At 63.9% G+C, this 22,096-nt stretch carries 16 protein-coding genes; 6 read left to right on the top strand and 10 right to left on the bottom strand.

The genetic code is table 11. The features are described 5' to 3' along the window. Window positions 1–130 precede the first annotated feature (130 nt). From QME84_09055 to QME84_09035, 5 genes are all read right to left on the bottom strand, one after another. A complete protein-coding gene (locus tag QME84_09055) occupies window positions 131–385 on the bottom strand; it encodes a Veg family protein (protein ID MDI6874412.1) in 255 nt (84 codons plus the stop codon). A 770-nt stretch (window positions 386–1,155) separates the two neighbouring features. Beyond that, a complete protein-coding gene (locus QME84_09050; protein MDI6874411.1) occupies window positions 1,156–2,187 on the bottom strand; it encodes a PDZ domain-containing protein in 1,032 nt (343 codons plus the stop codon). 142 nt (window positions 2,188–2,329) lie between these two features. Next, window positions 2,330–3,316 carry an AmmeMemoRadiSam system radical SAM enzyme gene (gene amrS, locus QME84_09045; protein MDI6874410.1) on the bottom strand — a complete coding sequence of 329 codons (987 nt, stop codon included), beginning with the start codon at window positions 3,314–3,316 and terminating at the stop codon, window positions 2,330–2,332. 49 nt (window positions 3,317–3,365) lie between these two features. Beyond that, a complete protein-coding gene (gene feoB / locus QME84_09040) occupies window positions 3,366–5,390 on the bottom strand; it encodes a ferrous iron transport protein B (GenBank protein ID MDI6874409.1) in 2,025 nt (674 codons plus the stop codon). Between the two features lie 2 nt (window positions 5,391–5,392). Then, window positions 5,393–6,262: a metal-dependent transcriptional regulator gene (locus tag QME84_09035; protein ID MDI6874408.1), complete on the bottom strand. Its 870-nt coding sequence runs from the start codon at window positions 6,260–6,262 to the stop codon at window positions 5,393–5,395. Window positions 6,263–6,649: 387 nt separating this feature from the next. Here QME84_09035 and QME84_09030 point away from each other — a divergent pair, with 387 nt between their 5' ends. Next, window positions 6,650–7,405, top strand: a complete 756-nt coding sequence (locus QME84_09030) for an SDR family oxidoreductase (protein MDI6874407.1) — start codon at window positions 6,650–6,652, stop codon at window positions 7,403–7,405. 19 nt (window positions 7,406–7,424) lie between these two features. Here the strand turns inward: QME84_09030 and QME84_09025 are convergent, their stop codons facing one another. From QME84_09025 to QME84_09015, 3 genes are all read right to left on the bottom strand, one after another. After that, on the bottom strand, window positions 7,425–9,839 hold the full coding sequence (locus QME84_09025; GenBank protein MDI6874406.1) for a HEAT repeat domain-containing protein: 2,415 nt from the start codon (window positions 9,837–9,839) through the stop codon (window positions 7,425–7,427). 162 nt (window positions 9,840–10,001) lie between these two features. Next, on the bottom strand, window positions 10,002–11,216 hold the full coding sequence (locus tag QME84_09020) for an MFS transporter (protein ID MDI6874405.1): 1,215 nt from the start codon (window positions 11,214–11,216) through the stop codon (window positions 10,002–10,004). A gap of 22 nt (window positions 11,217–11,238) precedes the next feature. Beyond that, the gene (locus QME84_09015) at window positions 11,239–12,465 is read right to left on the bottom strand and encodes a C45 family autoproteolytic acyltransferase/hydrolase (GenBank protein MDI6874404.1); all 1,227 of its coding nucleotides are present in this window, start codon (window positions 12,463–12,465) and stop codon (window positions 11,239–11,241) included. A gap of 701 nt (window positions 12,466–13,166) precedes the next feature. Between QME84_09015 and QME84_09010 the strand changes: the two genes are divergently transcribed. Both QME84_09010 and QME84_09005 read left to right on the top strand, forming a co-directional pair. Continuing rightward, on the top strand, window positions 13,167–14,105 hold the full coding sequence (locus QME84_09010) for an ADP-ribosylglycohydrolase family protein (protein ID MDI6874403.1): 939 nt from the start codon (window positions 13,167–13,169) through the stop codon (window positions 14,103–14,105). 436 nt (window positions 14,106–14,541) lie between these two features. Then, the gene (locus QME84_09005; protein ID MDI6874402.1) at window positions 14,542–14,682 is read left to right on the top strand and encodes a hypothetical protein; all 141 of its coding nucleotides are present in this window, start codon (window positions 14,542–14,544) and stop codon (window positions 14,680–14,682) included. 344 nt (window positions 14,683–15,026) lie between these two features. Here QME84_09005 and QME84_09000 read toward each other — a convergent pair whose 3' ends face one another. Next, window positions 15,027–16,829: a CoA-transferase gene (locus tag QME84_09000; GenBank protein ID MDI6874401.1), complete on the bottom strand. Its 1,803-nt coding sequence runs from the start codon at window positions 16,827–16,829 to the stop codon at window positions 15,027–15,029. A gap of 475 nt (window positions 16,830–17,304) precedes the next feature. Between QME84_09000 and QME84_08995 the strand changes: the two genes are divergently transcribed. Continuing rightward, the gene (locus QME84_08995; GenBank protein ID MDI6874400.1) at window positions 17,305–19,308 is read left to right on the top strand and encodes an FAD-dependent oxidoreductase; all 2,004 of its coding nucleotides are present in this window, start codon (window positions 17,305–17,307) and stop codon (window positions 19,306–19,308) included. On the opposite strand, the gene QME84_08990 is transcribed toward QME84_08995, so the two are convergent. Then, window positions 19,305–20,066 (bottom strand): response regulator, encoded by a 762-nt coding sequence (locus QME84_08990; protein ID MDI6874399.1) that lies wholly within the window; start codon window positions 20,064–20,066, stop codon window positions 19,305–19,307. The two genes, QME84_08995 and QME84_08990, sit on opposite strands and share 4 nt — an antisense overlap. A gap of 331 nt (window positions 20,067–20,397) precedes the next feature. Here QME84_08990 and QME84_08985 point away from each other — a divergent pair, with 331 nt between their 5' ends. Next, window positions 20,398–21,048 (top strand): MBL fold metallo-hydrolase, encoded by a 651-nt coding sequence (locus QME84_08985; GenBank protein MDI6874398.1) that lies wholly within the window; start codon window positions 20,398–20,400, stop codon window positions 21,046–21,048. Window positions 21,049–21,050: 2 nt separating this feature from the next. Next, window positions 21,051–22,052 carry a potassium channel protein gene (locus QME84_08980; GenBank protein MDI6874397.1) on the top strand — a complete coding sequence of 334 codons (1,002 nt, stop codon included), beginning with the start codon at window positions 21,051–21,053 and terminating at the stop codon, window positions 22,050–22,052. Window positions 22,053–22,096 lie beyond the last annotated feature (44 nt).

Raw genomic sequence — 22,096 nt, 5'->3', positions numbered from 1 at the left:
TGGTAATTCTCGGCCTGAGCCGGAAAAAGTGGCCAAGTATTTCCCATGAGATGCGGCCCGTCCGCCGTAACCCGAAAAAAGAATCCCGCCGGCGGGATCCCGGCGGGTCGTGGTCTCGCGGTGAAACTTGTCAATTCAAAATCTTCACGTCGTCGATGGCCACGTCCACGTAGCTGTAGGCCACCCGCTCGTCCACGTTGCGGCGGTTCTTGAAGCGAAAGAGAAATACCGTGGGGTAAACGCCCTCGATGACGCCTTCCCTCTCCTCCCAGTGGGTCTTGGGCTTGGATTCCTTGACGGAGATGCGCACCACCTTGCCCACCAGCTTGCGCATGTTCTCCATGATGTCCGAAAGGTTCTGGTTCTCGATTCCCGTCGGCTTCATTCTTTACCACCTCTCGCGCTTCTGAGAACGGAAATAAATATTATACCAGACTTGCTTCCGATCTCCAACACCATTCTAACACAATTGACGGAAGATTTGGCGATTTTGTTCCGCCAAATATACCCTCGCCTCTTAAAGAGTCTTCGCCACCCGTCACGTTAGTCCTTCCCGCCCCATCCCTGCCTTACGGTAAATCCCCCGTTAACCGCTGCCTTATTCTGCCTTATCTACTTTCCCGGCATGAGAGCTCGCCCATCGCATGAGAGCTCGCCCATCGTTTTTACCTGGCGGCGCGAACCATTCCCTCATCCACCGCCCCTCTCTTCCTGCATGGAAAGCAGAACGGGAATCCCGGCGTCTATTCGCCGGGGCAATGACAATGATAAAACCCGTCCACACCCGGGAAACCTTTTCTATCTATCAAATTTAAATAACTTATTAAGTTAAATGGTTACAGGGTAACGCCGCCCTACCGGTCATTGTTTCCGAGCAAGTCGATGGATAATGGAATCCCGCCTCCGTGAGAGGCGGGAGGAGGTCATGATCGCCACTCCGAAGAAGGCGCGTTGATGGCAGGACGCTTAACTACCTGAACAAGGGAGATGTTTATCAAGGTTATTATTGCCAGGCGAGGAGTTGCTCGCTGATTCCGCCGTAGAGATCGAGAGCGAGGCACATGTCTATCCAGATATCGATGGCCACGCCGAAGAAGGTGCACAAAGAAAGCTGTGGCGCTGCGGCACGCGAGTAGCGGTGGGCGGTGTCTTCCCTCAATCCACCGTCGGCGAGAGGGCTTTCAGTGCCTCCTCCAGCGAATCCACCGGGATCAACCGCATGCGTGTGTCCACGCCCGCCAGGTCATCCTGGTTCTGGCGCGGGTAGAGAAAAACCTCGGCTCCCCGCGCCTCGGCGGCCTTGATCTTCATGGGCAGCCCTCCTATGGCCCCTACCCTCCCGTCCAGGAATACCTCGCCCGTACCTGCCACCCTTCTTCCGTGGGTGAGGTCCTCCGGAAGCAGTAGGTTCAGGAGGGAGAGGGTCATCATCAGGCCGGCGGAAGGGCCCCTCACCGATTCCATCTTCCAGGTGACGCGCACGGGAGAGCGGCAGGCGAAATAATCCCGTGTGTAGACCCCGATCACTCTCCTTCCCAGCTCCCAGTCCCATACGGGAATAAGAGACACCTCCCGCGTCTCTCCGGCCATCAGCTCTTCGGGGTCGGACCATTCACCTCCCTTCAGGCTGGAACCTAGGGCTTCCCAGTCTATCTCCCGGACTCCAAGGACCACCTCCTCCCCTTCCGACGCGGCCGCGATGCGCTCGCCCAGATCGGTCGAGCCCTTCACGGGAACCCCGTCCACGGTGGCGATAACCTGGCCGGGATTGAGCCTCCCCTGGGCGGGTGACCCCTCGACCACACCCAGGACCAGGGCACCGAGCTCCTTCACTTCTACCTCCAGGCCGGCTCCGCGCAGGGCAAGCACCGCGGCCGTCTCCTGGCTGAGCACGGTCAGGGCCCCGTCCAGCCGGTCCTGGGTCTCCATGTCCAGTTCCTCCCCCAGGAAACGCCGCGCCTCGATGAGGCGGTTGTCGCGCTTGGCAAGGGAGAGTAGCTGGTAGACGAGGTTGGATTCCCGCAGGCTCACCGAGGTGAGCAGGAACTCGCCCCGGGAGGGATGGGTCTCCGCTCCCTCCACCTCGAGCTCAGCCTGGAGGTCGAAGGAGGGCCCCGGGCTCTCGAGCACGAACCCGGTGGGTACCGAGGTGAGCAGGAAAGCCAGTGGGAGCAAGAAGGCGAGCACCAGTTCCATCAAGCGGCGCAGGAACCCGTCTTCCCCACCTCCGGGAATCGAGTGCCGCCTCCCTTCTGCGGGCGGAGGGCAGAAAGACCCCCTCCCATTCCCGCCTTCACATTCCCTCAAGGAACCGGTATCCCCCACCATTTCACATGACCACGTCCGCCGGGCGTCCGCACCGGGAACAACCCCCGTCCCTGATCCCGGCCACCGAGACCAGGTAACCCCGGCGGGATATGAGGAGGTTGCCACACTGCGGGCAATAGGTATGCGAACCATCGCTCACCGCCACGTTCCCCAGGTAGACGTAGTAGAGCTTCTCCCGGGCTATCTCCCTTGCCCGCAGCAGGGAGGAAAGGGGGGTGGGCTCGATGCTCATCCGGTAACTGGGAAAATAGGCGGAGAAGTGGAGGGGCACCTCGGGCCCCAGGGAATGGACGAAATCCACCAACCGGGTAAAGAGCTCATCGGTATCGTTCAGGGTGGGGATGACCAGGTTGGTTATCTCCACGTGGATGCCCGCCTCCCGGGCCTCCCGGCAGGTGGCCAGCACCGGTTCCAATTTGGACTTGCATATCTTGCGGTAGAAATCGGGGTCCATGGACTTCACGTCGATGTTCATGGCGTCTACGTAGGGCGCCAGGCGGGAGAAGGGCTCCGGGTTGATGGAACCGTTGGTCACCAGGACGTTGACCATTCCCCTTTGCCTGGCCAGCCGGGCGCATTCGAGGACGAACTCGTACCAGATGGTGGGCTCGTTGTAGGTGTAGGCTATGCCTACCGAACGATTGGCGAGGGCTTCCTCCACCGCCCTGCCGGCATCGAACTCCACGGTGGGGGCGTCGTCTTGCAGCATGTGCCAGTTCTGGCAGAAGTCGCAGTGCTGGTTGCATCCCCGGGTGCCCAGGGAATAGATGGGCGCCCCGGGATGAAAGTGGTAGAGAGGCTTCTTCTCCATGGGGTCCATGGACCTGGCCATCACCCGGTTGTAATTCTCGCTGTAGAGGACGCCGTCCACGTTGACCCGCACGCGGCAGAAACCCTTTTTCCCCGGGGCGATCACGCAATCCTGGGGACAGAGCAGGCAGTGGACCTTCCCGTCCTCGACCTTCTCGTAGAACAGCGCTTCCCTCATGACCCACCCCTTCCGGACAACCACTATTTTACCCCCTCCCACCCGCGGTCTATGCCTGAAGAAGCGCTATCACCAGGTGGGAGAGGCCGCCAAGGAGCAGGGCCAGGATAACGGTGGAGGCGGCCACCAGGAGGGAATCCCTGGGGCCCAGTTCCCTCCACAGCACTGCCAGGGTGGCCACGCAGGGGATGTATATGGAACATACCAGGACGAAGGTGAAGACCTGCCCCCGGGTCATGAAATCCAGCAACGTGGAGCTCTCCGTGACCCCGGGAATGACCCTGGCGGCCAGGACCACCAGGAGGGCCAGGGCCAGTTCCTTGCGTAGGAAGCCCAGTACGAGGGCCAGCCCGGCCACCGCCGGGATCCCCAGCCACCACTCCGTCAGCGGGCGCAGCGGTCCGGTAAGGTGGACTATCCATCCGCTCTCGTAGAGGATGCCCAGGACCACGCTCCCGGCCACGATGAGGGGTGCGGCGATGTAGAGGAAGTCCCTGATGCGCAGCCAGGTCTTCTTGGCTATGCTGGCTACGGAGGGGGCGCGGAAGGGGAACATCTCCATGACCAGCCCCGTGGATTCTCCCGGAAGGAAGCGGTTCAAAAGGAGCCCAGCCCCGACGACCAAGAAGAGGAGGATGGCGAAGAGCAGCAGGGCGTAGGGCCAGCCCACGAAGCGGGCCACCCCGCCCATGATCACCGCCACCCGGGCGCTACAGGGCACCAGGACGATGAGGGCGCAGGCGATTATCCTCTCCCTGCGGGTGGAGAGGACCCGGGTCCCCATTATCGCCGGCACGTTGCAACCCGCGGCGGTGATGAGGGGGATCACCGCCCGGCCGTGAAGCCCCAGCCGGTGCATGAGGCGATCGGTCAAAAAGGCCACCGCGTTGAGGTACCCGCTGTCCTCCATCACCGCCAGGATGACGTAGAAGACCAGGAGGTAGGGCAGGGCGATCTCCAGGACGGCCCCCAACCCGTCCACCGCCCACTGGATGGTCCGGGAGAGGAGGTTGGCGCCCAGCGTGGAGTCCAGCAACCGGCCCAGGGGTGTGCTTACCAGGCTTTCCCAGAAACGGGAGAAGAGCGACGCCAGCTCCCCTCCCCCCCAGAAGAGGGCGGCGAACACGGCACCCATTACCAGTATCAGGATGGGGAGGCCGCTCCTGAAGGAAGTGGTGTATTCCCAGAGCCTCTCCCCCCACAGGGGCCGCCGGTACTCGCGGCGCACCTGGACCCCCTCGGCGATGCTCCCGGCGATGCCGTGACGCTCCCGGGCCAGGATGACCGGGGCCCTCTCGCCGTGTTCCCTCTCGATCTCGGAGGCCAGCCGGCGGGCGTACTCCAGGATTCTCCTGCCCTCCTCCCGCTCTTCCATCCACTCCACGAACTCCCGGTCCTCCTCGAACAGGAGTATGGCCAGGGCGCGGGGTGAAACCCCGTAAGGGATGTCCTCCATTTCCCTCTGGATGCGGCGCGCCAGGCGGCGTAGGCGGGTCTCGATGTCCATGGCGTAGGAAAAGGGGATGACCGGATATTCCTCCCGGCGCTCCGCCACCTCCACCGCCTGGGCCATGAGCCGGTTGAGCCCGTCCCCGCGCACCCCCACGGTGGGAACCACCGGCACGCCCAGGTACTCGGAGAGAAGCCCGGTATCGGTGTGGATACCCGATTTCTCCGCCTGGTCCACCAGGTTGAGGGCGGCCACCACCGGGAATCCGAGGTCCAGGAACTGCAGGAGAAGGTAGAGGTTGCGGGCCAGGTTGTTGGCGTCCAGGATGACGATGACCACGTCCGGCCTTCCCTGCAGGACTCCCCGCCGGGCCACCAGCTGGTCCTCGGAGACCGCCCCCAGGGCATAGGTCCCCGGGAGGTCCACGATCCCCAGGCGGCGCCCGTCGAACTCGGTCAGGGCCAGGTTGAGCTCCACGGTCATCCCGGGATAGTTGGCGGTCATCACCCCCAGGCCGGTAATACGGCCGAAGATGGTTGATTTTCCCACGTTGGGGTTGCCGGCCAGGGCGAAGACGTACTCCGCCCGGGAACGTAGTTTCTCCAGCTCCTCCAGGACCTGCATCCCTACCTTCCGCCACTGCCCCTACGCGGACCGGGACCCCTCCCTTTGCCTCCCCTGCGCGCCGGACCCTTGCGAGTCCAGATCTTGGAGGCCACCTCCCTGCCCAGGGCGTACTGGGAATCCCCTATCCTCACCAGCAGGGGCCCGCCGAAGGGGGCCACCTCCATGACCTCCACGTCCACGTCGGGCATCACGCCCAGGGAGGCCAGGTACTGCAGAAGCTGCGGCTCGTCCTCCTCCACCCTGGCTATGCATCCTTTCTCATCGGGGCAGAAGTCACAGAGGGGCTTTATCTCCTCCTCCGCCATGTGCCCGTTCTCGTCCGGTATGGGATACCCGTGGGGGCAGGTTTCGGGGTTGCCCAGCATCTCGGAAAGCTTTTCCTCCACCACCGGGGAGATGACGTGCTCCAGGCGGCAGGCCTCGCGGTGCGCCGATTCCCAGTCCAGTCCCAGCATGTCGGTGAGGAACCTCTCCGAGAGGCGGTGCCTCCGGATAAGGGTGCGGGCGGCCCTCTCGCCCTTGGGGGTTAGGACGATGGTCCGCCTTGTCCTGCCGGAACCCGCTCCCCTGCCCTTCCCAGTCCCCGGGCCCTGGTAACGGATGTAACCTTCCTTCTCCAGCCTGCGCAGCATGTCCAGGGTGGTGGGCGGGGTTACCCTCATGTATTCGGCCAGGCGGGTCGGCGTGAGGGCGCTTTCCTCCCTCCTGAGCTTGAACAGGGCCTCCAGGTATTCCTCCATCTTCTCCGTGAGCATACCGGCGCCTTCGTCGTGCATGGCCTCCACCTCTCTTCCTCGCTCCGCCTGCGGCCAGGGCCTCGCCGTCCCGGGCAGCCGCCTCTCCCCGCCCCGCACCGGCCTCAGCCGCATATGTGGTGCATATCTTCAAAATCGTTAGACTTATTTAACTATATTTCTATTGCACCTCAAAAGGAAGGGATAAGATCAATATCCCTAAGAAATGATGATATTCCGAAAGCTTTCGACGCGAAGCCCGAACCCGAAGAGGACCGGACGGGTTCCGGGCGCGCGGGAAGGTAACTTGCTCCCCTTGGGGTTGACGCCGCGGGCCACCCAAGGGGTCCGGACAGGGGAGAAACGACCCCGCGAACCCGGCGAGGTTCAATATACTGTAACCGTCGGCACCGACGGAGGAGACAGGGTGAGGCCCGAGGCAATCCGTTGACTTTCATCGGGTAAGAAATGTTCGGTCGAGGATTCCGTCGGAAAAAGGCGTCGGGAGAAAGGGGAGGGGATATGTTCGAGCTCCACGGAAAGGTGGCGGTGGTAAGCGGTGCCGGGCGGGGTATCGGCAGGGCCATCGCCCTGGCCCTGGCCCGTGCCGGGGCCGACCTGGTGGTTTTCAGCCGCACCGAGGAACAATTCCAGCGCACGGCGGATGAGATCCGCCGGCTGGGACGGCGGGCTCTGGGCCTCCGCGCGGACGTGAGCCGACCCGAGGACGTGGATTCCATGGTCCGCTCCACCCTGGAAACCTTCGGGCGCCTGGACATCCTGGTCAACAACGCCGGACTCAACCCCAGCTATACCCGGATGGAAAGGGTCAGCGAGGAGGATTACGACCTCATCATGTCCGTCAACGTCAAGGGGGCTTTCCTCTGCTCCCAGCGGGCCATCCCGGTCATGAAGGAACGAGGCGGGGGGTGCATAATCAACGTGGCCTCGGTGGCCGGCCTCAAGGGGCTTTTCAAGTGCAGCGCCTACACCGCCAGCAAGGGCGCCCTGGTCCAGCTGACGCGCACCATGGCCCTGGAGCTGGCCCCATTCAACATCAGGGTGAACGCCCTCTGCCCGGGTTTCGTGAGGACTGAACTCACGGATGGCCTCCTGTCCTCGGAAAGGGGCCGGGAAAGGGTCCTCTCCCTCATACCCATGGGGAGGACCGCCGAGCCGGAGGAGATCGCTCCCGCCGCGGTGTTCCTGGCCTCCGACGAGGCTTCCTACGTGACCGGAGCCGTGCTGTGCGTGGACGGCGGCTGGTCCGCATGGTGAGGAACCGGGCAGGGGAAGCTCAATCCGTAAGCCCCCGGCGCCGGCAGGAAGCCAGGGCCTTGCGGGCTTCGTTGCGCAGGATGGGGTCGGGGTCGTCCAAATACTGCCGGATGAGGCCCACCACCCCGGGGCCCCCTATCTGCCCCAGCGCGTAGCAAGCCGCCGCCTTAACCCGCGGATGGACCGACCGCCGCCGGATGGAGAAGGTCCTCCGGCGTAGGATATCCTGCAGCGGGCCGAGGGCCTTCTCCGGGCCCAGCCTGGCCAAGGCCAGGCAGGCGGCTTCCTCCACCCCGGGGTGCTCTTCGCCCAGCGGAGACTTACCCTGCAATATGCCCAGTAGGGCATCCACCGCTTCCGCGTCGTCGATGGTGCCCAGTCCTCGCACCGCCTCCCGGCGCACCTCCGGTGCCTCGTCCCGTAGCGCTTGGAGGAATAGGGGAAGCAGGGCGGGGTCCCCGGGGGACATCATGGCCAGGGAACGCAGGGCCTGCTTCCTCACCTCGGGGATGGGATTCCTGACTGCCGGTTTCGCCAGCGCCAGAGCGGCGTTACCGCCCACGCCCTCCAGCAACCTCAGGACCCGGACGTAGACCTCCTCCCGGGCGTTGGACTCCAGGATCTCGGAGAGGGCGGAAATGAGGGGGTCGCCCAGGCAGCGGCAGAACTGCGCCAGCCCGGGCGTCACCTCCATCTCCTCCTCCCCTTTCAGGCGGTCCACCAGGTATTCCACCGCGAAATCGTTTTTCATGCGTAGGAGCAGCCCAGCCGCCAGGGAGGCCATGTTCTCGTCGCCCTTAAAAAGACTTTCCAGCAGTGGTTTCCCCACCTCCCAGGGATCGAGGGAACCGAGTGCCTCCTCCGCCGCTTCCCGGCATTCGCCGCCGCTTTCCGCGTAGCGTAGCAGCGTCCGGCAGGCGCGCATAAAATCCTCCCCCCGGCCTTCCGCGAAGGAGGCGCCGGCGAGGTCCCCCAGGAGGCGGAGCATTCCTCTTTTCACCTCCGGGTCGTCCTCACGGTCCAGCAGGCCCAGCAGCCATCCCAGGTCGGAGACCACTACGGGGCTGAAGCCCAGCCGGCGGAAGCAGCGGTACATGCGGTCCAAGAAGCGGGCGGCACGCAGCCTGAAATCCGGGCGCTCGCTCTCCAGGTTCCGCGCCGTGACCGCGGTTATCCTATCCACCCAGCCCCGCTCCCCCATCTCCAGGAGCTTGGTCGCCACCTCGATCACCTGGTCGTCGTCCAGCCCCTCCAGGGGGCGCAGGGAACCGCTGTCCCGAATCCGGGCGATGACGGAATAGGCCTCCATATCCTTTCCGGCCTGGGGATGGACCTCGGCCAGGCGGGATAGCAAGCCGGATCTCTGCAGGCGCTCGGTGATGCCCGCATGGTACTGGGGGTCGGATTCCGCGTACAGGTCGGCCACGATCTCGTTGAGGACGGCGGAGATGTCCCGGAAATCCTCGGGATCCATGCTTGCCTTTTCATCCAGCAGGCGGTGATATTTCTCGATCACCTGGTCGGCGAGGAGGAGGACGTTCTCCCCCTCCACGGAGGAGATGATCTCCCTCCGGGTCTCCGCGTCGTTCAAGGCCTGGGGAGTTTCCTCGGAGAGCACCTCCACCAGCGTTTCCGGCTCCAGGGCGGCCAGGATGTTCACCATCTCCTCGCTGAGGGTCTCCCGTAGACCTTCGTCGGCCAGGGACTCCACCAGGGTGAACATGCGGTCCACGGTATCCTTTATCAGGCGGGCCTTTTCCGCTCCCACCTCGCCCCCCGAACTCTTGAAGCCGAGCATGACGGCCTGGAAGGTGGCCTTCACCCTCTGCGGATCGGACAGGAGCCCGGCCACCTCCCCGGGCGGGACGTCCAGGGCGGGCAGGTTGCCTACCAGGAAGCGCACGAAGACCTCGTCCCGGAGCATCTCCATGGCTCCCGCTTCGCTCCCGCCCCCGAGGGAGGACAGCTCCTGGTCCTTGCCGATGGACACGTAGATCTTCTCGTCCACCCTGACGTGTTCCACCCCGCCCCTCGACAGGAGCGCGGAAAGGCCCTCCTCGAGGCCTTGTCCGCGCTTGCGGCTGAAGACCTCCAGAAAACCCCGCAGGTCCTCGTCGGTCAGGCCGCGTTCGAAGGTGATGCTCCGGGCTTCCCACCTGGCCAGCTCGCGGAGGAAGGATACGGTGTTGGGGCGGGACTGGTCCCTCTCGTCCAGGCAGAAATCGTTGATGAGCAGTTTCCCTTCCAGCTCACAGAAGGTGACGCTCTCCCATTGAGCCAGGGCCTGATCCAAGTCCTGCTTGGCCCGCAGCACGGATTCCCTAACGATTTCCGAAGTCTCCGGGTAGAGATGGTAGTTGACCATCGCCGCGTGCAGGGAACTCAAGATGGCCAGCGACCGCTCAGCCAGGTCGGGTTGCCTCGCACCTTCCATTTTTCACTCCGGTTCTTCCAGGCGGAACCCCCCTTACGGTCTCAACCCTGATTTCTATGGTCCTTATCGGTATCCCTTTGCCATACTTTTAATCCCTGCCCCATGCCGGCAGGCAACAAGGTTTTTCAATTCCTCCGCCTAGAGGTACCGAAGGGTAAAGGTTTACGTTCCCGCTCGAAGACCCTGATTTTTCCGGGGTACGGCGGCCAGGAGCAGGGAAGCCGCCAGGGCCAGGCCGGCGCCCGCAAGGAAGGCTGTCCTTGCCCCCACGGTGCTCCACAGGAGCCCCATGAACAGGGAGGCGGGAAGGACGGTGACGCTGACGGTGAAATTGTATATACCGTAGGCGCTTCCCCGCAGTTCGGGAGGGACCATATCGGCCACGAAGGCCTTCAGTACCCCCTCCGTAAGGTAATAGAGTCCGTAGAAGGCGAAGAGCAACCAGGTCCAGGCGGCCCCCCTCAGGAGGGCGAAACCGGTGTAGGCAAGGCAATATATTCCCCACCCCAGGAAGATCACCCTCCTGCGGCCCAGGCGGTCGGAGAGGGCACCGCCGGGGATGGATACGCCGGCCTTAACCACGTGCAGCACCCCCCAGAGGGCGGGAAGCAGGGCCAGGGAGAAACCGCCCACCTGCCGGGCCCACAGTAGGAGGAAGGCGTCGCTCGAGTTCCCCAGGGTGAAGACGAACACCGCCGCCAGAAGCCACCTGAAACGTCGGTCGAACGGGCGGAGGTCCAAGCGTGGAAAACTCGTTCCCTCCACGGCGGCGCAGGTCACCTCCTTCTCTCTCACCTGCCACAGGAGAAGGAAAATCCCCAGGGCTATGGGGACCAGGGCCAGGGCGAAGATGATGCGGTAACCCGGGGAAAAGGCCGCCAGGAGGAGGGAGGAAACGGCCGCCCCCAAAAGAGCGCCGCCGTGGTCCATGGAACGCTGGTACCCGAAAGCGCGGCCCTTTTGACGGGGATGGCAGGAATCGGCAATCAGGGCATCACGGGGAGCAGTGCGTACCCCCTTTCCCACGCGGTTGAAGAACCAGCCCAAAAGGGCCTGCCAGGGCGCCATCACCAGGGCCAGCGAGCCGCGGGAAAGCGCCGAAAGCGTGTACCCGCCTGCCACCAACCCTTTCCTGCGCCCGAGGCGGTCGGAGATCCAACCGGACAGGAGGTTGAGCAGGCTGGCCACGGAATCGGCCAGGCCCTCCACCAGCCCCAGGAACCATGCTCCTGCCCCCAGGAATTCGGTGAGAAAGGTGGGGAAAAGAGGGTAGACCATCTCGCTCGACAGGTCGTTGAAAAAACTCACCAGCCCCAGGCAGAAGACGTTGCGCGAAAGGCCGGCTACGTTCCCCTTCTTATCCCCGGAGCGCCCCACGTTCCTGCCTTTCGTTCACTCTTTATTCCGCTCTACCTTCTCCGCTCCCCTCTTCCGATGCGAAGGGGTTAAGGAAATCAGTGAACACGGACTCGCAGGGATGCCCGTAGGTGACCAGCACCCTACGGCTGCGGGGAAGCATGATCAGGGAACAGGTGGTGGTGAAATAGGGACCGTGCCGGCAGACGGTGTTGTCGTCGCCCCGCCCGCTCTCGCCGTGATCGGAGAACACCCGCAGGAGGTCCTTCAGGGAAAAAACCTCTGTCTCGGAAAAGAGCTGCTCCACCCGGGCGTAACGCATCTCGCTGGACTCATGCACCCGCACACCCCGGAGGGCACGCACGTTGCGGGTGGTATAGAAGGCGTTATGGGGAATGTCGTAGGATATCATCTCCCGGCACCGGTAGTGATTGGTGTTGATCAGCACCCCCTGCTCAGGCTCCCGCACCCCGCTGAAGTTGGGGGAGAGCTCCACGGTAGCCATCTCTCCTTCGGCGTCCGCCACCAGGAGGATGGCCCCTCCGGACCTCTTTCCCGCGCGCAGGAAGGAGACCGCCTCTTCCGTGGTGGCACAATTTTCCAGGGCCTCCTGGACCAGCACGCTGACCGGGATGCTGCAGGTGGGCAGGTCCGTCCCGTGCCCGGAATTGCAGGAGATGCACAGGCCGTGCTCATTGATGCCGTCGTGACATCCAGCCAGGGGAGCCATGGTGACGTCCAGGGTGGAAGCGGTTTCCGCGGAGCGGTTTAACCGGGACACGTAATAGGGCTGGAAGAACTCCGGGTGATCGAAATTCTTGATCACCACGGGCTCCCCCAGGGCGCTCCTCTCCGGCGTCAGCCCCGCCGCGGTACAGGAACCCAGGCGGTAGTCCGCTTCGGCCAAGAAGGTCTCCGCGGCCAGGGCCAGGAAGAGCAGGTGCTCGCTTATCCCCGCCCCCTTGGCGATACCCTCCATCCGCGCCTTCTGCCGGGGATAATAATCGTAGAGGTCCTGCGCCGCTTCGCGGAACGCCCTCTTGGCGGCCATGACCACGTGCGTCCGGAAGGGCAGGAAAAAGGGTCTTTTCCTCCGGAAGGTCTCCAAGTCCCTGAGATGGTCGAAAAAATGGTGGATGGCCTCCCTCATCTGTAGGCCCTGCTGGTAACCCATCTCGTAGTGGCTGCCCTGCAGGTCGAAGAGGCGCACCTGCCGGCGACCCGGCGTTTCTCCCCTTCCCAGGGTGGTCCCCAGGTCCAACGCTTCCACCTTCTCTACCCCTGCTCTCCCCTTACTCGGCCGATGTAAGAAATAGTAAACCATCCCCGGCCCACCACACCAACCGGCCCGGGATTCACGCGGTTTGTCGTGGAGCAGTCATTCTCCCCCCGGCCGGCGACCGAAGGCGCGAACTTTCCCACCCTCCTAGTCCCTTATTCCGCGGGGGCTTCCCATAATCCTTGTCCTCGTCAAGAGTATTTTCAAGGCCAGTGGGCGGGTTGTGAGGGGTCCACGGGAGTCCTTCACGAGCCCGGCGGTCCACCCAGAATGCAAGGATGGAACGAGCTTCATGGGTGGGCCAAAGAAGGATCGCCGATAAGCCCCGGGGGCTTCACGGCTTCCCTTCCGCCCATCGCTCTTCCTTCCCTCCCGATCACCCCGCTCTCCAGGAAAGGAAGGTCCGTTAATCGTTCCTTCACTCCCGGTCGACCCCCCGGATACCAGCGGCGGGTACTTCAATCAGGGCCGGCACAGCCGGCCTTCCGGCCATCGGTTGAAAGAAGGTTTACGAAACCCGGCCTTGTGGATGGACAGGAGAAAGGGAAGGTGACGGGGACACGCCGGCCACGATTCGCGCAAAGGCCTCTTCTCGACCTTGAACGGAGCGCTGCGGGCGACAGGAAACGATCTTCTGCTATCCTTAACCCGTAAGGGATTCGAACGGTGCCGAGGGTAAAGGAGCCGCCTGCATGCCCGAGTTGGATCCATCCCGCTTCTCCGGCTGCCTTCTGGGCCTGGCCGTGGGCGACGCCCTGGGTATGCCCCTGGAGGGCATGAGGGCCTCGGCCATAAGAAAGCGCGTGGGCCGGGTACGAGACTTCTTGGACGCCCCCTGGAGGATGCTCAAAGCGGGCCAGTGGACCGACGACACCAAGATGATGCTCTGTCACGCCCGCAGCATCCTGGAGCGGAAAGGGGTGAACGTGGAAGACACGGCCCGCAAGTTCGTTGCCTGGTTCGAATCCGGTGACTGGCGGGGAATCGGAGGTTCCACCTACGAATCCATCCAGAGGCTGCGCGCCGGGGTCCACCCCCAGGAAAGTGGGGCCCGGGGCGAGATGGCGGCGGGAAACGGGGCGGCCATGCGCATCGCCCCGGTGGGCCTGGTCGACTGCCTGGACCTGGAGAAACTGCGCCGGGACGTGCGGGAGGTATCCATGATCACCCACGCCAACCCGGAGGCGGTGGCCGGGGCCCAGGCGGTGGCTTTCGCCGTGGCACGCGCGGCACGGGGGGACCTGGACCCCTCCTCGCTGATTGCGGAGACGGTGGATTTCATCGGCCCCTGCGCGGTGTCCGAGCGCCTCCTGCTGGCAAAGGATTTCCTGGCCAAGGACATGGAACCCGATGAAGCCCTGGCCCGACTGGGGACCAGCGGCTACGTGGTGGAGACGGTGGCCAGCGCCTTCTTCTGCTTTCTGCGCACTCCGGGCGACTTCGAGGAAACGGTATCCCGCGCCGTCGAAGGAGGGCTGGACGCCGACACCACGGGGGCGGTGGCCGGGGCCGTCAGCGGCGCCTTCAACGGACTGGAGGGTATTCCCGAGAGGTGGAGACAAGGCGTGGAGGCCGCCGAGGAGATAATCGACCTGGGGGAAGGGATATTCCGCCTGGTCTCGGGAACCTGATCCGGGCGGCGAAAAGTATATCAACGGACTGACGCTTCGAGCTCCAAACCAGTCCCAGCCGTCCAAGAACCGTCTTTCCCCCTCTCCCAATCCCCACGACTCCCGGCCCTGCCGCGGAACCCGGGCGCCCTGCCACTGCGCGCCTCCCGGAAGCGGGAATAACGACCGGGCGCCCCAAGGGGAAGACGGGCATAAAGGACGGAAACGGGATAGGACGGCGTCATGATCGTCCTGGAGCGACACGGTCACCAGGGGGAGGGACGAGAGACTGCAAGGGGATGGACCGGGCGTTTCGAGTTCGATGGATAGGGAATAATAAATATAAATCCCCGGGGATAAAGGGACAAGAATCGGGGAACCGCGGGCCGCGAGCGGCAAAGGGCTGCGGACCGGGAGCGAAGGGATACCGGGGTGTTCAAGAAAGGGGGAAGAGAAGATGGAAGCTCCGGAAGTCGAGTTCCTTCTCTACCTGCTCACCCGCTACATCCGCAACAACAACATCGACCCTGCCAAGGTGAGCGTGGCCGAGCTCATGGAGAACATCAACGTCAACCTCACCCCCATCGGGGGAGGCTGATTCTCAATCCTGGCTCGCCCGGGGAAAATGGGCGGAACACGATCCGCCAGGTAGAGAAAATGGCAATTAAGGCGAGAATGGTGATCGCTTTCCCTTCATATGGAAAATAATGCCAATTACGGCGCGGAACTATTGCTTTACATGAGGCTAAATCGTAACTGGCGGCACACACGCAGCAGACGAGGAACGCGTGGAGTATCTGCTCGGACTGAAGAAAACGGGTGTCTCCGGAGCAAGAACCCCGCCCTTCCTATGCAGTAACGGGGGTACACCGGCGTACCAAGCTCCGATTGTCGATGCTCGCCGACCTTCCGAGTATCCTTGGCCCCGGGTTACAAGCAGGTTTATCGGGGTGCTTCCTCGAGGAAATAGCGGCGGGGGTCGAAGATGCGCACGTCGTAGAGCTCCTCGCGGGTGGGTGGTTCGACGCGCCTCAGGGAAGACGCGGCCCGCAGCTCCCACCCGCAGTGGGAACCGATGACCTGCAGGGCTTCCCTCCCGTCCGCGGCCACGTGGGGGAAATAGGCGGTGAGCACCAGTTCCTCCTCCCCGGGCGGCTTCTGGAAAACCCCCTCCGTGGTGACCACGGTTTTCACCCTTTCCCCGGGCGCGGTGACGTAGGAGACCCTTTCCGGAGTGCGCAACCGGTCCTGGGCCACGGTCACCAGGACCTCCCCGGCTCCCAGCGCCACGTCGCAGGCTCCCCCCGAGCCGACCAGGAAGAGCTTCAGCTCGGGGATCTTGGTGGAGTTGATGTTTCCGAAGCGGTCCACCTGCCCGGCCCCCAGGGCGCCTATGGCCCGGCTGCTTGCCGCTCCCACCATGGAACCCAGGACGGTGAGGATGTCGGTAAGCATGACGCAGGTGGGGATGTTGCGGAAGTTGAAAATGAAGGGGTCGGCGGGTCGGGGCGTGTACCCATAGAAGCCGACCTCGGCCATGAGCTCCACCGGGACTCCCTCCTTCCGGAGGTCGTACCAGGCCTTCCAGGCGGCCAGGTTGGAGGCGCCGATGCCGGCCAGTATGGTCCGGTAACCGGCTTCGCGCACGCGCCGGCGCAGCAGCCGCGCCGCCTCCACCACCATCATCTCCACCGGGGTATATTCCTCCGTATCGGGGATGGAGGTGACGCGGTCGGCCAACTCGGAGACCCAGGAATCTCCGGCCGCCCTGCCCTTCAGGTACCATATCCGCTCGTGTCCCAGCTTGGCCAGGTAATGTTCGTGGGATTCCACCCCCAGGAGCCATTCCCGCACCCATTCCTCCAGCGTTTCCTCGGAACGGCAGGCCTCCCGCAGCCGGAGCATGAACTCCTCGTCCTCGGCGTAGGCGTCGAACTCCTTTATCCCCTGGTTGGATGCCCCGGAGGGGTGCACCCCCATGGGAGCCGGACAGACCGCGCGCACCAGGTAACCTGGAACCTTCACGAAATGGGAGTAGCGGCGCAGGAAGGAAGTGGGGACCACCTGCTCCACGGTCGCCAGGACTCCCTCCCGGGCGGCGAAGGCGGCGAAGACGTTTTCCGCGTAGGGGGGCGTGAGCAGGACGTTGCCCGCCCGGTCCGCGGCCCAGGCGTGGATGAGGGTGAGGTCCGGGCGGAGGGCACGCACCATGCCCACCCGGCTTCCGTCGGGCATCTCCACGACCCGGAAGTCCCCGGCGTTCTCCTCCTCCATGGAGCTCCCCAGGAGGGAGTGAGTGGGCATCCATTCCACGCCCATGGCGCCGGCCATCAACCGCTGCGGAAGGGTGAGAACCGTCCAGTTCTCTATCTCCAGCCAGCCCTCCCGGTATGCCTCCTGGTATACTCGGTTGGGCCCCGGAAAGGGGTAGGAATCGCCGCAGAAGGTGGTTATCAACTTGCGGGCCAGCCCCCCGTGGACCAGGAGGACCATGTTGGCTATGAAGCCCAGCGAGGAGACGGTGAACCCGGGATCCTTTCTCCAGAAGCGGCGGCAGATCTCGTAGAGAGCGGCATTGGGGCGCATGTAGGCGTGCCCCAGGTGGAGGTGCATCCCCGGCCTGACCAGTTCCCCTACCGCCCGGTGGAGATCCATGACCTTGTTTTCGGAGGTCTCGCTTTCAGCCGCCGAGAGGGCCTCCGCCACCCGGTCGGAGAAGATGCCGAACATGCCTTCCACTCGCATTTCCCCCTTCGCTACTGCCCTTCCCGCGAATTCTGCTATACTATAACACACCTTTTCCGGTGGAAAGTGCGGAAGGCGGGGCGCGACCCCGCCCGCAGGGAGGGAGAAAGGAGATCCCACCGGGTCCGGCACCCGGGGATCCGGCGCCACCATACGGACACGAGGTCCGCGGACCCGGATGCGGCCGGTTCTCCATTTGGTCCTTCCCACCCGCGTTGGATGGGAACTCCCTGCGGCCTCATGGCTCGACCGCCGGCAAATCCCGGGGATCGCCGTTTCCACCGTTCGCCGGTAACCATAGAATAGGGTAGCGGCATACGTCGCCATGGCGGCGGGAAGACGGGCAGCCGGTCTACGCTTAAGGGAGTTCCCAAGCGAGGCGCAACGATCTGCCGTGTATGACAACAGGATAAAAAGCCAGCCGAGCCTCCGCCGGCGGAGCGGCGGGACACGACGCGTCGAAGGAGTGAAGACCATGCTGAAAAAACTCTTGACCCCCCTGCGCATCAAGGACCTGGAGCTCAGGAACCGTATCGTAATGACCGCCATGCACCTCAACTTCACCCCCGACGGACGGGTGAACGACCGCATCGTGGCCTTCTACGAGGAAAGGGCCCGCGGCGGCACCGGGCTGATCATCGTGGGAGGAGCCATCATCGACGATTACGCCGGGGCCTACTGGATGCTAGACCTGCGGGACGATTCCTGCGTGGAGGGGCACCGTATCCTCGCCCAGGCCATCAAGAAGCACGGCGCCGCGGCCGCCTGCCAGCTCTACCACGCCGGGCGCTATTCCCATTCCATCTCCATGGAGGGGAGGCAGGCCCTGGCCCCCAGCCCGGTGGCCTCCCGCTTCACCCGGGAAACCCCCAGGGAGATGACCCGGGAGGACATCCAGAGGACCATCCGGGCTTATGCCGACGCGGCGCGCCGGGTCAAGGAAGCGGGTTACGACATGGTGGAGGTCCTGGCCTGCACCGGCTACCTCATCTGCCAGTTCCTCTCCCCGGTGACCAACCTGCGCACCGACGAGTACGGGGGTTCCTGGGAGAACCGCATGCGCTTCGGCCTGGAGGTGGCCGATGCGGTGCGGGAGGCGGTGGGGCCCGATTTCGTCGTCGGCTTCCGCATCGCCGGGCACGACTACATGGAGGGCGGAAATACCAACCGCGAATGGGCGCTCTTCGCCGCCGAGCTGGAAAAGCACGGCGTGGACCTCATTAACGTCACCGGGGGATGGCACGAGACCCGGGTGCCCCAGCTCCCCATGTCCGTCCCCCGCGGGGGCCTGGCCTACCTGGCGGCCCACGTCAAGGAGAAGGTGGGCGTGCCGGTTATCGCCTGCAATCGCATCAACGACGTCTTCGTGGCCGACGAGATACTGCGCATGGGCATGGCCGACCTCACGGGCATGGCCCGCGCCCTTATCGCCGATCCCTACCTGGCCCTGAAAGCGTCCGAGGGCAGGTATGAGGAGATCACTCACTGCATTGGCTGCAACCAGGGATGCTTCGACCACGTCTTCTACCTCCAGCCGGTGACCTGCATGCTCAATCCCCGGGCGGGGCGAGAGCTGGAATACAGGGTGGAGCCGGCGGCCCGGCCCCGCAAGGTGGCCGTGGTGGGAGGCGGACCGGCGGGGATGAAAGCCGCCCTGACCGCCGCCGAGCGGGGCCACCAGGTTACCCTGTTCGAAAGGAAGGATTACCTGGGAGGACAGCTCAACCTGGCCGCCGTTCCCCCGGGCAGGGAGGAGTTCTGGACGGCCATCGAGGACCTGGAAACCCAGCTGGATAACGCCGGAGTGGAGCTGCGCCTGGAGACGGAGGTCACCGCCGACCTCCTCCGCGAGGAGGACTTCGAGTCGGTGGTGGTGGCCACGGGGGCGCGCCAGGCGGTCCCCAGCATCCCGGGCATCGACCAGCCCCACGTGGTCATGGCCTGGGATATCCTGGAAGGAAAGCGGGACCCCGAGGGTCGGGACGTGGTGATCATCGGGGGCGGAGCCGTGGGGTCGGAGACGGCCATGTACGTGGCCAGCATTGGCACCATCTCCCCGGAGACCCTTTTCTTCCTCTTCATGAACAACGGGGAGGACGTGGAGACCCTCCGGGAACTTTGCAGCCGGGGCATCAAGCGGGTCACGGTGGTGGAGATGCTGGACAAGGTGTGCCGGGATGTGGGCATCTCCACCCGCTGGACCATCCTCCAGGACATGCGCAACCTGGGCATCCAGGTTCGGAACAACGCCTCCGCCAGGCGTATCGAGCCGGATCGAGTGGTGGTGGAGGTGGAGGGAAAGGAGGAGTCCATACCCGCGGACACGGTGATCATCGCCGTGGGAAGCTGCCCGGAGAACCGCCTCTACGAGGAGCTCAAGGATTCGGGACTGGAAGTTCACCTGGTCGGGGACGCCCGGGAAGCGCGCAAGGCCATCGAGGCCATCCAGGAGGGCTACGAGGCTGGTTTGAAGGTCTAAGGTTTATAGCCGAATCGCCGCAGGGTATCCCTGGCCAGTTTCACCAGCTCCGCTATCTGGGCGTCCATCTGGAAGCCATGCTGGACCACCAGGTCCAGCATCTCCTTCTGGCGCTCGTTCAGCTCGCCCACCTTTCCCCGGCTTACCGTGCTGGCGTAGGAGATCATCACCGTTAGCGGGGTTCGCAGGTCATGGGACATGACCGAGCGCACCTTTTCCAGAGCTTCCAGGAGCTCCCGGGTTTCAGCGTCGGGAGAGCGTTCTCCTTCTCTTTCCCCCTCCCGGCCCGGCTGCGTTGCCGAACCCCGGCTAACCGCCGCCCCACCGGATGGGCTGACGGCAATTCCCTTCCCGGACGGGAGGCCCTGGACCGGCGGATGCCCTTCCCTTGCGCCCTGCCACATGAACTCCCGCACCATGCGGGGGAAGAGATCCACGTCCACCGGCTTCTGGACGTAACCGTCGAAACGCTCGAGTACCTCCGGCCGCTCCTCATCCTTCAGGGAAGCGCTGATCGCCACTATGGGAACCTTTTCCAGTCCGGGCATCTCCCGCAGGCGCTCCGCCAGCTGGCAGCCCTCCGTCCCCTCCAGGTGGAGGTCCAGGAGTATCATGTCGGGGCGCACCCTTGCCGCCATCTCCAGGCCTTCCTCCGCTTTCTCGGCGGTAAAAACCCGGAAACCGTCGTCCTCAAGGAGCCGCTGCACTATCCTGCGCTCCACCCCGCTGTCGTCGATGTACAGAACTACCGGCGTCAAAACAGAACCTCCTTCTCCTTTAATAATCTTTCGGTATCCTGCCACAAGAAGGTAAGGGGGTCTTATTTTCAATGTTCGGTTCCCGAAACGACTGGAAAATTTCATTTTTCTTGGGCGGAGCAGCCAAATATCGAAGTACAACCCCCTTGTTTATTACACGCCGCTCGGAGGTGTTTTATAATTCCATCAGGTTTCCATAAGGTTTGACGAGACGTGAGGGAGCACCGTATGCGGGCGGAGGGGCTGTACCCCTGCCGCGGAAGTAATCCTAGCCCGGTCGGCTTGGACCCGGACGCTTAGCGAGGCGACTTCGGGGTCCGGCGGGGGCGGGGTGAAGAAGAGGAGGTTTTCCGTGGAGATAATCACCTTTACCGACTATTCTTTCGGCAGCAATACTTACCTGGCAGTCAACGAGGAGGAGAAGAAGGCGGTGCTCATCGACGCCGGTGTCTCCCCTTCGCAGGTGTTGAAATACCTCGAGGACCACGGCCTGGAGCTGGAAGCCGTGCTGCTTACCCACGGGCACCCGGATCACCTCATAGGCCTCAAGGAAATCGTGGACGCCACCGGGGCGCCTGCCTACATGCACCCGGCGGACGCGGAAATGGTGAAGTCCATCCCTCCCCTCTTCCTGAGGATGCTGGGGCTGGACGACCTGGATCTCCCGGAGGAGTTCCTGCCCCTGGAGGACGGCCAGGAACTGGAGCTTGGCGGGATGAAGTTCAAGGTGCTGCACACCCCGGGGCACTCGGAGGGGAGCGTGTGCTTCCTCACCGACGGCGTGCTCTTCGGCGGGGACCTAGTGTTCAGGGGTTCCATCGGCCGCACCGACTTCCCCGGCGGCTCCATGCAAACCTTGCTGCGTTCGGTCAAGGAAAAGGTCTTCACCCTGCCCGGCGATACCCGCATCCTTCCCGGCCACCTGGATTCCACGGTGGTGGGCTGGGAGAAGCGCACCAACCCCTTCCTCATAGGGATCTGATCATGCACCGCAGGCTCTTCTTTTCCGTGTCCCTCCTGGTCCTGCTCCTGGCCCTGGCCCCGGTGGGGTACATGGCCATAGAACACATGAGCTACACGGAAGCTCTCTACATGACAGTGATCACCATCTCCACGGTGGGCTTCCGCGAGGTCCGTCCCCTGTCCCAGGCGGGAATGTATTTCACCATCCTGGTCATATTCACCGGGGTTTTCAGCCTCTTCTTCATAATATCCGGCCTGATAAGCTACACCTTCGGCGAGGCCTTGCGGGAGATCTTCGGGAGGAGAAGGATGGATCTCAGGATAAAGAAGCTGCGGGACCACCACGTGGTCTGCGGGTTCGGGCGCGTGGGGGAAGTGGTGTGCGAGACCCTGGCCGAGGCAGGGGCCGATTTCGTGGTCATCGACAAGGATCCGGAACGGCTGGCCGTGGCCCAGGACAGGGGTTACCTCTGCCTGGAGGGTGACGCTACCTCGACGGAAGCGCTCCTCAACGCCGGGGTGGAGAGGGCCCGGGGGGTGGTGTGCGCCCTGGAGAACGACGCCGACAACCTCTTCACCACCCTCTCGGCGAGGAGCCTCAACCGGGAGGTGACCATCGTGACGCGCTGCGTGAGCCCGGACTCGGTGGACAAGCTACTCTACGCCGGCGCCGACCGGGTCATCTCCCCCTACGCCTTGAGCGGGAGGCGCATGGCCACCTTCCTTTTGAAACCGAGCGTCTTCGACTACCTGGACCTGGTGGCCCACGGCATCTCCCTGAACTACCGCCTGGAGGAACTGGTGGTGGAGGAGGGATCCGAGCTGGCGGGCAGGACCATCGGGGAGATGGACATCCGGGTTCGTACCGGGGCCCTCATCGTGGCCGTGCGCAAGGCGGCCGACGGCGAGTTCAACACCAGCCCGGACAAGGACACCCGCCTGGACGCCGGGGACCTGCTCATCGCCCTGGGTACGCCCCGCGACCTCTCCAACCTGGAGAACGTGAGCGCAGTGCGGCGCTGACCCCATGGGTCAGCACGGGTCGGCTCCGCCCGGTCCTCCTGCCG

Source organism: Actinomycetota bacterium (assembly GCA_030019255.1).
In the GTDB taxonomy this organism is placed as follows: Bacteria; Actinomycetota; Geothermincolia; order Geothermincolales; family RBG-13-55-18; genus Solincola_A.
This window is presented reverse-complemented; position numbering and strand designations above follow the sequence as displayed.

Bases quoted from the DNA above. Each gene is read 5' to 3' on its own strand.
- QME84_09005 (MDI6874402.1), top strand. From the start codon at position 14,542: ATGGAAGCTCCGGAAGTCGAGTTCCTTCTCTACCTGCTCACCCGCTAC.
- QME84_09055 (MDI6874412.1), bottom strand. From the start codon at position 385: ATGAAGCCGACGGGAATCGAGAACCAGAACCTTTCGGACATCATGGAG.
- QME84_09000 (MDI6874401.1), bottom strand. From the start codon at position 16,829: ATGCGAGTGGAAGGCATGTTCGGCATCTTCTCCGACCGGGTGGCGGAG.
- QME84_09010 (MDI6874403.1), top strand. From the start codon at position 13,167: ATGCCCGAGTTGGATCCATCCCGCTTCTCCGGCTGCCTTCTGGGCCTG.
- QME84_09030 (MDI6874407.1), top strand. From the start codon at position 6,650: ATGTTCGAGCTCCACGGAAAGGTGGCGGTGGTAAGCGGTGCCGGGCGG.
- QME84_08995 (MDI6874400.1), top strand. From the start codon at position 17,305: ATGCTGAAAAAACTCTTGACCCCCCTGCGCATCAAGGACCTGGAGCTC.
- feoB (MDI6874409.1), bottom strand. From the start codon at position 5,390: ATGCAGGTCCTGGAGGAGCTGGAGAAACTACGTTCCCGGGCGGAGTAC.
- QME84_09035 (MDI6874408.1), bottom strand. From the start codon at position 6,262: ATGCGGCTGAGGCCGGTGCGGGGCGGGGAGAGGCGGCTGCCCGGGACG.
- QME84_09025 (MDI6874406.1), bottom strand. From the start codon at position 9,839: ATGGAAGGTGCGAGGCAACCCGACCTGGCTGAGCGGTCGCTGGCCATC.
- amrS (MDI6874410.1), bottom strand. From the start codon at position 3,316: ATGAGGGAAGCGCTGTTCTACGAGAAGGTCGAGGACGGGAAGGTCCAC.
- QME84_08980 (MDI6874397.1), top strand. From the start codon at position 21,051: ATGCACCGCAGGCTCTTCTTTTCCGTGTCCCTCCTGGTCCTGCTCCTG.